8 protein-coding genes and 1 pseudogene are annotated in these 9,724 nt (G+C 67.2%); 4 read left to right on the top strand and 5 right to left on the bottom strand.

What is annotated here, in order from left to right; genetic code table 11:
* Nucleotides 1-162: 162 nt before the first annotated feature.
* The 4 genes and pseudogenes from GJ629_RS11535 (at nt 163) to GJ629_RS11520 (ending at nt 4,333) form a co-directional block, all read left to right on the top strand.
* A pseudogene (locus GJ629_RS11535) lies at nt 163-1,226 on the top strand (glucose 1-dehydrogenase).
* Between the two features lie 85 nt (nt 1,227-1,311).
* Nucleotides 1,312-2,181: a bacteriorhodopsin gene (locus GJ629_RS11530; protein WP_157513203.1), complete on the top strand. Its 870-nt coding sequence runs from the start codon at nt 1,312-1,314 to the stop codon at nt 2,179-2,181.
* 149 nt (nt 2,182-2,330) lie between these two features.
* Nucleotides 2,331-3,380: an HTH-type sugar sensing transcriptional regulator TrmB gene (trmB, locus tag GJ629_RS11525; protein WP_157513202.1), complete on the top strand. Its 1,050-nt coding sequence runs from the start codon at nt 2,331-2,333 to the stop codon at nt 3,378-3,380.
* Nucleotides 3,381-3,628: 248 nt separating this feature from the next.
* Nucleotides 3,629-4,333, top strand: a complete 705-nt coding sequence (locus GJ629_RS11520) for a dolichyl-phosphate hexose transferase (protein ID WP_157513201.1) — start codon at nt 3,629-3,631, stop codon at nt 4,331-4,333.
* Here the strand turns inward: GJ629_RS11520 and GJ629_RS11515 are convergent, their stop codons facing one another.
* Genes GJ629_RS11515 through GJ629_RS11500 form a run of 5 tightly spaced genes read right to left on the bottom strand, consistent with a single transcriptional unit; the run spans nt 4,334 to nt 9,665 of the window.
* Nucleotides 4,334-4,867 (bottom strand): gluconate 2-dehydrogenase subunit 3 family protein, encoded by a 534-nt coding sequence (locus GJ629_RS11515; protein ID WP_157513200.1) that lies wholly within the window; start codon nt 4,865-4,867, stop codon nt 4,334-4,336.
* Nucleotides 4,864-5,889, bottom strand: coding sequence for a hypothetical protein (locus GJ629_RS18015; RefSeq protein WP_370515881.1), 1,026 nt, complete (start codon nt 5,887-5,889; stop codon nt 4,864-4,866). The genes GJ629_RS11515 and GJ629_RS18015 overlap by 4 nt, the downstream gene beginning before the upstream one ends.
* Nucleotides 5,889-6,899, bottom strand: coding sequence for an ArnT family glycosyltransferase (locus GJ629_RS18010; RefSeq protein WP_370515880.1), 1,011 nt, complete (start codon nt 6,897-6,899; stop codon nt 5,889-5,891). The genes GJ629_RS18015 and GJ629_RS18010 overlap by 1 nt, the downstream gene beginning before the upstream one ends.
* Nucleotides 6,899-8,029 (bottom strand): ABC transporter ATP-binding protein, encoded by a 1,131-nt coding sequence (locus tag GJ629_RS11505; RefSeq protein WP_157513199.1) that lies wholly within the window; start codon nt 8,027-8,029, stop codon nt 6,899-6,901. The genes GJ629_RS18010 and GJ629_RS11505 overlap by 1 nt, the downstream gene beginning before the upstream one ends.
* Entirely contained in the window at nt 8,016-9,665 is a 1,650-nt protein-coding gene (locus GJ629_RS11500; RefSeq protein WP_157513198.1) for an iron ABC transporter permease, read from the bottom strand. The genes GJ629_RS11505 and GJ629_RS11500 overlap by 14 nt, the downstream gene beginning before the upstream one ends.
* Nucleotides 9,666-9,724 lie beyond the last annotated feature (59 nt).

Here is a 9,724-nt window from a genome sequence, read left to right as displayed (position 1 = left end):
CCCCGGCGACGCAAGCACTGGACCGAGCGAAGCGAGGGAAGCGCACAGCGAGCCGCGGGACCGGAACTGGCTGAGGGCTTTCGACCACGTCGCCCTCTTATCTGAACACCATCGGACTGACCCGGCGAACTGTTTTGGTCCCGGCGGCTCTCGGTGGGGAGTATGCAGGCTATCGCTGTTCGCCGGGGAGAGACCGAACCGACTCGTATCGACATCCCGCGGCCGGAACCGGAGGACGGCGAGGCGCTGGTCCGAATCCTGCGCGTCGGCATCGACGGCACCGATCACGAGGTACTCGAATCGGGTCAGGGCGACTACCCCGAGGGAGCGGAGTATATGGTCCTCGGCCACGAGGCCGTCGGCGTCGTCGAGGACCCCAACGGAACGGACCTGAACGCCGGCGACGTCGTCGTCCCGACGGTCAGGCGACGCCCGCCGGCGGGGACCAACGAGTACTTCGAGCGCGGCGAACCCGATATGGCGCCCTCGGGCTACCACGTCGAGCGCGGTATCGTCGGCGCGCACGGCTTTATGGCCGAGTACGTCACGAGTCCGGCGGAGTACCTCGTCGAGATTCCCGAACGGCTGGCCGAGGTGGGCTGTTTCGTCGAACCCATCTCGATCACCGAGAAGGCGATGGAACACGCCTACGCCTCCCGGGAGCGTTCGAGTGGTCGCCCGAACAGGCGCTGGTTCTCGGGAACGGCGCGCTCGGGTTGGTGACGCTGGCGATGTTCCGACAGGAGTTCGAGGAGACCTACTGTCTGGGGCGGCGCGACCGGCCCGACCCGACTATCGATATTATCGAGCGACTCGGGGCGACGTACGTCGACAGTCGCGAGACGCCGGTCGACGTGATACCGGGCGAACACGGCGGGATGGACGTCATCTACGAGGCGACGGGGTACGCCAAACACCCCCTGCAGGCCGTCCACGGCCTCGCGCCCAACGGCGTCGCGGCGCTGGTCGGGATATCCAGCCCGTGGGAGTTCGAAGTCGACGGCGGGTCGCTCCACACCGAACTGGTCGTCCACAACAAGGCGCTGGTGGGCACCGTCAACTCGAACACGCGACACTTCCAGCAGGCGACGCGGACGCTCCGGGCGCTCCCGGACTGGCTGTTCGAGGAGTTGATCACCACTGTCGCGGCGCCCGGGAACGTCGCGCCCGCCTTCGAGGACGACGACGACCAGATAAAGGCCGTCGTCGAGTTCGATCGGCTGTGAGAGGGGTACCCACATCAATTTGGCACCAGCGGCAATAAGGGAGGCGACGAATCGAGGGTTGTGGCTTAAAGGCCAACGACATACTATGATCGAACACGCACTCGTCGACGTCACTGCCGCACAGTCCGACATCGTCCTGCAACAGGTCACGCAAGGCGACGTCTTCGAGTTCATCCAAGACGACACGCTGTTGAGTTCCTCGCTGTGGGCGAACATCGCGCTGGCAGGGTTGTCGATACTCCTGTTCGTCGCGATGGGGCGGAAAGTAGAGAGCACGCGGGCCCGGATGATCTGGGTCGCGACGTTGATGGTGCCGCTTGTATCCATCTCGAGTTACGCGAGTCTCGTTTCCGGGCTGACAGCCGGGTTCGTCGAGATGCCCGCCGGCCACGCGCTGGAGGGGGCGACGGCGATGGTCGGCGGCGAGGAGGTGACGGGCGTCTTCCAGCCGTGGGGACGCTACCTCACGTGGACGTTCTCGACCCCGTTTATTCTCGCGGCGCTGGGGATGGTTGCCGGAACCGATCGAGCGACGCTGTTTACCGCCATCGCGATGGACATCGGGATGTGTGTGACCGGGCTCGCGGCCGCGCTCATCGAGTCCTCGCACCTCCTGCGCTGGGTCTTTTTCGGCATCAGTTGTGCCTTCTTCCTCGCGGTCATCTACGTCCTGCTGGTCGAGTGGCCCGAGGACGCCGCGGCCGCAGGGACGGCTGACATCTTCAACACCCTGAAGATACTGACGGTCGTGCTGTGGTTGGGCTACCCGCTCATCTGGGCCGTCGGTGCCGAGGGGCTCGCGCTGGTCGAGTCCGCCGGCCTCACCTCGTGGGGCTACTCCGCGCTCGACATCCTCGCGAAGTACGTCTTCGCGTTCCTGCTGTTGCGCTGGGTCGCGGCGAACGAGTCCGTCGTCTCCGGGTCGAGCAGTCTCGGTGCCCCGGCCGACGACTGAAAGATGTCGGCGCAGTGCAGACGCCGACGACTGAGCGGTGTCGGCGCAATCCAGACGCCGACGACTGAGCGGTGTCGGCGGACCCGCAACCGCCGATTACCGAGCGACTAACAAAGGACTGATTTATTGGCGCGTAGAATAACGCAGTAATGTCGTCCGATGACCTGCTGTCGTCGCTGGAGCACATCGCCGAGCGTCTCGACTTCGGCGAGTACGAGGCGCAGGCGTATCTCACGATTCTGGAACACGGCGAGTTGACCGCCGCCGAGATAGCCGAGTACACTGACATTCCCCAACCGAGGGTGTACGACACGGTGCGGAGCCTCAGCGACAGCGGCCTCGTCGAACTCCGGGAGTCCCGGCCGATGAAAGTCCTCGCCATCGACCCCGAAGAGGCGTTCGCGGACTACCGGACGTCGCTGTCGTCGCTGGTCGAGGGACTGGGCGAGCGATACACCAAGCCCGCGCGCGAGGCCGAAGGCGTCTCGCTGGTGAAGTCCCGGCCGACGATGCTGCGATACCTCTCGGACGTCATCGAGTCCGCGGCCTACGAACTGATGCTGTCGCTGACGCCGGAGTTGCTGGAGCGGTTCCACGAGGAGATAGCGGCCAAACACGAGGAGGGCGTCGCCGTCGAGATACTGCTGTCGCCGGCGACGGCCGCCCCGGACCCGGAGACGTTCGACTACATCGAGGTGGCGACGACGGTGCGGACCCGCCGCGGCGTCACGACGCCCATCGTCGCCGTCGCCGACGGCGAGTACGCGATGTACGCCACACGCGAGGGGATTCAGGGCGCAGACGACCGCTACGGCGTGATATTCAATCGCTCGGAGCTGGGTTTTCTCCTCTCGGGCTTTCTCAACACGGTGCTGTGGCCCACCTCCGAGACCATCGTGGCCAACGGCGACGGGCGCGGGTTCCCGCGGCGCTACGGGACTATCCGGCGCTGTGTCGCCGACTTAGCCGACACCGACGAGCAGTTCTACGCCACCATCGACGGCCGCGAAGTCGAGACGGGCGAGAGCCGAAAGCTGTCGGGCGCTATCGTCTCCGTCGACATCGCCACCGACTACACCACCGCCTCGATGGTGCTTGACACCGGCGAGGAGGAGTTGACCGTGGGCGGACAGGTCGCGGCGCTTGAGGACATCGAAGCCCACGAGATAACAGTCGACCGCGACGCGCCGCCGGAGTAAACGCGAAAAGCGCCGCCCGCAACGGACCGCCGGTGGATGTCGGGGAACAGCGAACCGTGGGGTACGGATCGCCGGGGGAACAGCGCTGAAACACTGTCAGGGCGGCCCGACTGCGAGCGACATACGAACGTTCGCCGCCGTCACTCATAAACTTTCCACCTCGGCAACAGAAAGGTCACGAAAGACTATCCCCGTACTGGTTTTGGCAAACCTAAAAACTCAAGTACGTGCTCACGAACTCCCTAGTAATGAGTCAGCAACTCCGCGAGCGGACCGCACAGTACACGTTCGAGGACGTTAGCGTCGTGATGGGGACGTACAACGAGGAGGAAGCAATCGGCCGCGTGCTGGAGGACATCGACCGGGTCACCGACGGCGCGGCGTCGGTCGTCTGCGTCGACGGGTCCAGCGACCGGACACCGGAGATAGCCCGTGAACACGGTGCACGTGTCATCGAGCAGGAGCCACAGGGGTACGGCGTGGCCGTCGAGCGAGCGCTGTCGGCCGCCGAGCGACCGGTCGTCGTCACCACGGACTGTGACGACACCTACCCGATGGAGCGGTTGCCGGACTTCCTCGACCACATCAACGACGGTGCCGACGTGGTCAGCGGCGACCGACTCTCCGGCGGTGCCGAGGCGATGCCGGCGTTCAACCGACTGGGTAATCACACCTTCGCGGTGCTGGCGTCGATTCTGACCGGCGAGACGGTCCGGGACACGACGACCGGGATGCGCGCCTACCGCACGGAGATGATCGAGTCCATCGAGTGGACCGAGAACACCGGCCTCTCGGCGGAACTCATCCTCCGGCCGCTGGTTCGGGGCTACGACGTCCGTGAACTCGAAATCGACTACCGCGAACGGGCCGGCGAGACGACGCTCGATCCGCTGGCCGGCGGGGCCGCTATCGGCAAGTCGGTGCTGAAAGTCTCGCTGGAAGAACGGCTGTAGCTACTCCGGTCCGCGCCGGTAACTGTCGCTCCCGCCGGGGTGGCCTTGCGGGTTCTCCAGTCCGACCAGTCTTCCACCGGTGGGAGAGCTATACAGCGCGAACAGCAGGTCGTTGACCACGTAATACCGCACCTGTTCACGCTGTGACCCCGACGGGTCGGGGTCGGCCCCGTCGACGCCCATACTGTCGAAGATATCCTGTCGCTCGGTCCGCGAAAGGTCAGTGAACGACGTGTCCTCCCAGTTCTGTGCGTACTCCTCGAGTGCCGTCGTCGCCGCGTCCAACCCCTCGCGGTGGGTCGGCCGGTCCTCGATGCGCCCGAGGACGTACGTCTCGACGAAGCCCTCGATGCCCGTGACGTCGGTCGGATACAGCGCCTCGGCGGCGGCGACGGCCGTCTCTCGCGTCGACGGGCCGCCCTGCTGGCCCTCGCCGTCGCTGTCGTCCCAGACTAACGCTCCGAGGCCGGCCGTGGCGACGCCCGTCGCGCCGAGGGCGACGATAGCGTCCCGGCGGGTCAGTTCCGGACTCATCCGTCCTCACCTCGGAGTCGCGTCTGGATAAACACGTCGTCGGGCGTCTGTTCCGGGATGTAGACGGCGTTGCCGTTACACCGGTGGGGGACCCGACAGTACTCCAAATCGGGCGTCAGCGCCCGGACCGCCCCGTCCTCCTGTACGACGGGGATGTCCACCTCGTAGCTGAACCCGGACCCGCGGCCGTAGTCGACGAACAGCGTCGTCGACAGCAGGTCCCGGTCCTCGAACTCGACCGTCGCCGGGTCCTCGACGGCCGGGCCGTCGAGCGTCGCCTCGCCGTCGGCGACGGACACCCGGACCGTCGTGTTCGGGTTCGGGTCCGAGATGGTGTAGCGGTCCTGCTCGGTCCCCGAGGCCAGCCTGATCGAGACGAGGATGGCGCTGTCGGGGACGCCGACGGTAGCCGAGACGGTGACGCGGTCGCCGCGCGCGTGGTCGACCGATTGGAGGTGTGGCTCTATATCCGGACCGACGCCCGGCGACCACTGCCCGCGGTAGGCGTAGCGGTAGATATCCCGGTCGGGGTAGGCGTCGACCACGTCGAACGGCCGGTCGTCAAGCGCGTAGACGGTGTCGCCGTCGAAGGAGGGGTCGTTCCGGAGCGCCTGGAACGGGTGGTTCTGCCACGGGCCGTACGGCGAGGGGATGAAGACGACGCTGTCGTCCAGATCCGACGACTCGAACGGTTCGTAGGTCGCCTCGTAGTAGTCGGTGACCTCGCCGTTGCGCTCGATGGGGCCGCTGATCGGTCCGGCCGCGGCCGCGCCCGCTATCGGCGTCACGACCAGCAACACTGCGAGCGCGACGGCCGCGGCGGGTCGCCGGTCGAGCCGTCCCGCGAGGATGCGCCAGCCCCGTCGTGCGGTCCAGACGATGCCGACAGCCGCGAGTATGGCCGTCGGGACCAGCAAGTCGAGGTGGTAGTACGTTCCGAGGTTGGCGATGAGGCCGTCGCCCGGCGTCTCGAGGTCGCCGAGCATGTTGTACGTCCCCCAAAAGTACATCTCGCCGAGCATCACGGCCGGGACGACCCCGACCAGTGTGAGACGGCGGGGTCGCGCTTGCGTGCGAGCGTGACCGCGAGACCGAGGAGGCCGACGGCGACGGTCAGCAGTCCCGCCGCGACCCAGTCGGTGGCGAAGGCGACCCAGATGCGCCAGTTCGACTCCCAGGCCAGTTCCGGGGTGTACTCCTTCCCGTGGTCGAGTATCTCGTGGTAGCCGAAGCCGAGGCCGTCCCGCGGCGCGAACGCCTCGTAGGGGAACACGAGCGGGTTCCCCGTGACGACGGCGTTGTACCCAAGCGCCAGCAGGACGCCCGCGATGCCGAGTGCGGCGGTCGTCCCCTGCCGGAAGAGGACCGACCGCTCGCGCGTCCGTAGCGTCCACAGCGCGTGGACGATGAACGGCGTCGCAAAGAGGACGGCCGTGTACGGCCGCGAGAAGAAGGCCAACCCGACCGCCGCACCGGCAAGCGCCGCCCACCGACGGCTCCCGGTCCGGTCGGCCCGGAGGTACGACAGCGCGAACGCGAGGTTGAGGACCGTCGTCGGCGCGTACGGCAGGAACACCGACGCCTCGATCAGGTACAGCGGCGACGCGAGGACGACCACGCCCGCCAGCAGTCCGACGGGGCGGTCGAACAACTCCGCGCCGAGGAGGACGACGAGGCCGACGAACGCGCCGCCGAGTACCGCGAGCGAGAGTCGCGGGATGCCCAGCGCGACCCCGGGCGCGAACATCGCGGCCGGGACCGGCGAGTACTTGGGATACAGCCCCGCGGAGGACTCGACGAAGAACCACGGCCGAAAGACGCCCTCGACGGGGGGGTCGAGGAACAGCCGTCCCTCCAGTAACATCGCGGCCTGCTGGAGGTAGACCCCCTCGTCGTGGTTCAGCGAGTGGTAGGGAAAGACGGTGCTGGCCACCCAGAAGACGACGGCGGCCGCGAGAAGAGACAGCGCACCGACAGTCAGGGGCCACCAGTGAGCGACACAGCGGTCACGACACCGGCGGGCGACCGACATCACTCTGCGGGGTACCACGCGAGGGAGTGGTCGGCTTCGATAGCTACCTCGACGCGGGTCCCGTGGTCGAACTCGGTGGCGTGGTTGTGCTGGCAGTGGACCACGTCACCGGCGTCCAGCGCAACCCGGTAGACGAACGAGGGGCCGGTGTAGGTTCGGTGGACGATTTCGCCGTCGTCGCTGGTCCCGGGACTCGGGCGGGCAGCGAGGTCGTCGGGCCGGACGAGGACGTCGATGTCGGCCCCGCGATAGGCGTCGATAGAGCCGTCCAGTTGGGCGTCGTCGAGCATCCCGAGGGGGGTGTCGACGCCGCCATCGACGACGGTGCCCGAGAGGAAACTCGCCTGCCCGAGGAAGCTCGCGACGAAGCGGGACTCGGGGTGGCCGAACACCTCCTCGGGACTGCCGACCTGTTCGATCCGGCCGTCGTTCATGATGGCGACCCGATCCGAGATAGACAGCGCCTCCTCCTGGTCGTGGGTGACCGAGACGGCCGTGACGCCGGCCTCCTTGAGGATGCGGCGGACCTCTTCTCGCATCTCCACGCGCAGGCGCACGTCGAGGTTCGAGAACGGTTCGTCAAGCAGGAGCACGTCCGGTTCCGGGGCCAGCGACCGCGCCAGCGCGACCCGCTGGCGCTCGCCGCCCGACAGCGACTCGGGCTTGCGGTCGCCGTAGCCCGCCAAGTCGACCAGTTCCAGCAGTTCCTCGACGCGGGCGTCCTCCTCGGCCGAACTGTGGCCTTCGAGTCCGAAGGCGATGTTCTCGGCGACGCTCAGGTGCGGAAAGAGGGCGTACTCCTGAAAGACCAGTCCCACGTCGCGGTTTTCGGGGGCGGTGGCCGTCCCGGCGCCGGCGACGCGTTCGCCGTCGATGGTGATGGTGCCCTCGGTGGGCGTCTCCAACCCGGCGACCATCCGGAGCGTCGTGGTCTTGCCACACCCGGAGGGACCCAACAGCGTGAGGAGTTCGCCCTCGCGCACGTCGACGGAGATGCCGTCGACGGCCCGTTCGTCGCCGAACTCCTTGCCGACGTCCGCGAGTTCCAGTATCGGGTCGCCGAAGCTGTCGGTGGTGTCTACCGCGCGCTGCGTCCGTTCGACTGGTGAGGTGATGCTATTCCCTGACATTGTAGTGCTCCCGTCCGAGGATGACGGCCATAGACAGCGCGGAGATACCGATCAACACGAGCGCCGGCATCGCCGCCTTGCCGTAGACGGCTGCCTCCTGGACCTGCCAGATGTAGGTGACGAGCGTCTCGAACCCGAACGGCTTCAACAGTATCGTCGCCGGGAGTTCCCGCATGCTCGTCAGGAAGATGAGCGCCCCGCCGGCCAGCACGCCCGGCAGGACCAGCGGTAAGACGACCTTCAGAAACGCCCGGAACGAGCCGACGTTCAGCGTCCGGGCGGCCTCGAGCAGCTGCGGGTCGACCTGCAACACCGACGTCCGGAGCGTCCCGACCGCCTGCGGGAGGTACCGGACGACGTAGGCGAACACGAGGATAGCGATGGTGTTGTAGATGGGGGTCGCAATCGTGAGCCCGAACTCCAGCAGACCGAGGCCGATGACGACGCCGGGGATGGCGTAGCCGATGTAACTGGCTCGCTCGGGGATGCTGCTCAGTCGGCCCTCGCCGCGGGCCGAGAGGTACGCAAGCGGCAGGGCGACGACGACGCCGACCAGCGCCGCAATCGACGACGTGGTCACGGAGTTGTAGGCGTACGACCAGTCGAAGGCGATAGCTGCCCCGCCGATGTCCTGTGCGGGGCGGGTGAGCCACATCACGAGGATGGCCGGCGGGACGACAAGCGCCAGCGCCGCGACGGCCAGACAGGCCAGCGCGGCCGGCCAGCGCCACTTCCCCAGCGAGATGACGCCAGGCCGGTCGGTGCCGCGGTTGACGTACGCCGACCCCTCCTCGTCCCGTTCGACCCGTCCCTCCGCGTAGAGGATGAGCAGCGTCAACCCGACCAAAATCAGCGAGAAGACGTACGAGAACTCCGGGCGGAAGGCGTTGTACTCGACGTAGATGATCCGGGTGAACACGTCGTATCGCATGATCGAGGGCGTCCCGAAGTCGGCCATCGCGTAGAGGGCGACCAGCAGCGCGCCGGCGGCGATACCGGGACGCAACTGCGGCAGCGTCACGCGTTTGAACGCCTCCCAGCGGCCCTGATTGAGCGTCCGCGCGGCCTCGATGGTCCGGCCGTCCAGCGAGAGCAGCGAGGCCCGGGTCGTCAGGAAGACGTAGGGGTAGGTGTACAGCGTGATGACGAGCACGGACCCGAACAGCCCGTAGATAGAGGGGATGCGCTCGATGCCGATGGGGGCGAGGGCGTCGGCGAGGACGCCGCGGGGACCGAACGCCGAGACGAACGCGAACGCCCCGATGTAACTGGGGATGACCAGCGGCAGCGCCGCGAGGACGGTAAAGAGGCGGCTGAACGGCAGGTCCGTCTGGGCCGTCAACATCGCAAGCGGGACGCCGAGCAGTATCGACCCGGCGGTCACGCCGACGACGAGGACGATGGTGTTGAACAGAATCTCGGCGGTCGTCGGCCGCAGGAGGACGCCCAGGATCGTACTGGCCCGGAGGAGGCTGGCCTCGACGGCTATCCACAGCGTCGGGATCAAGACCGCAAAGCCGATGGCGGCGGCGACCACCACGAGAGAGACCGACACCGGACCGTCCGTGGACGTGGCTGTCAGCCCACGCAAGCGACCGGTCGGTATCGGGGTTCTCGTGGTGGGTTCTTCTGGCATATTTATAGGACGCCGACGTCCCGCATCACGCGCGAGTGTGTCCTCCTTGTCGGCGAGTT

It is taken from the genome of Halapricum sp. CBA1109 (assembly GCF_009741825.1).
Classification (GTDB): Archaea; Halobacteriota; Halobacteria; order Halobacteriales; family Haloarculaceae; genus Halapricum.
This window is presented reverse-complemented; position numbering and strand designations above follow the sequence as displayed.

Excerpts from the sequence above, each read along its gene's own strand:
- GJ629_RS11530 (WP_157513203.1), top strand. The coding sequence starts at position 1,312 with ATGATCGAACACGCACTCGTCGACGTCACTGCCGCACAGTCCGACATC.
- trmB (WP_157513202.1), top strand. The coding sequence starts at position 2,331 with ATGTCGTCCGATGACCTGCTGTCGTCGCTGGAGCACATCGCCGAGCGT.
- GJ629_RS11520 (WP_157513201.1), top strand. The coding sequence starts at position 3,629 with ATGAGTCAGCAACTCCGCGAGCGGACCGCACAGTACACGTTCGAGGAC.
- GJ629_RS11515 (WP_157513200.1), bottom strand. The coding sequence starts at position 4,867 with ATGAGTCCGGAACTGACCCGCCGGGACGCTATCGTCGCCCTCGGCGCG.
- GJ629_RS18015 (WP_370515881.1), bottom strand. The coding sequence starts at position 5,889 with ATGCTCGGCGAGATGTACTTTTGGGGGACGTACAACATGCTCGGCGAC.
- GJ629_RS18010 (WP_370515880.1), bottom strand. The coding sequence starts at position 6,899 with ATGTCGGTCGCCCGCCGGTGTCGTGACCGCTGTGTCGCTCACTGGTGG.
- GJ629_RS11505 (WP_157513199.1), bottom strand. The coding sequence starts at position 8,029 with ATGTCAGGGAATAGCATCACCTCACCAGTCGAACGGACGCAGCGCGCG.
- GJ629_RS11500 (WP_157513198.1), bottom strand. The coding sequence starts at position 9,665 with ATGCCAGAAGAACCCACCACGAGAACCCCGATACCGACCGGTCGCTTG.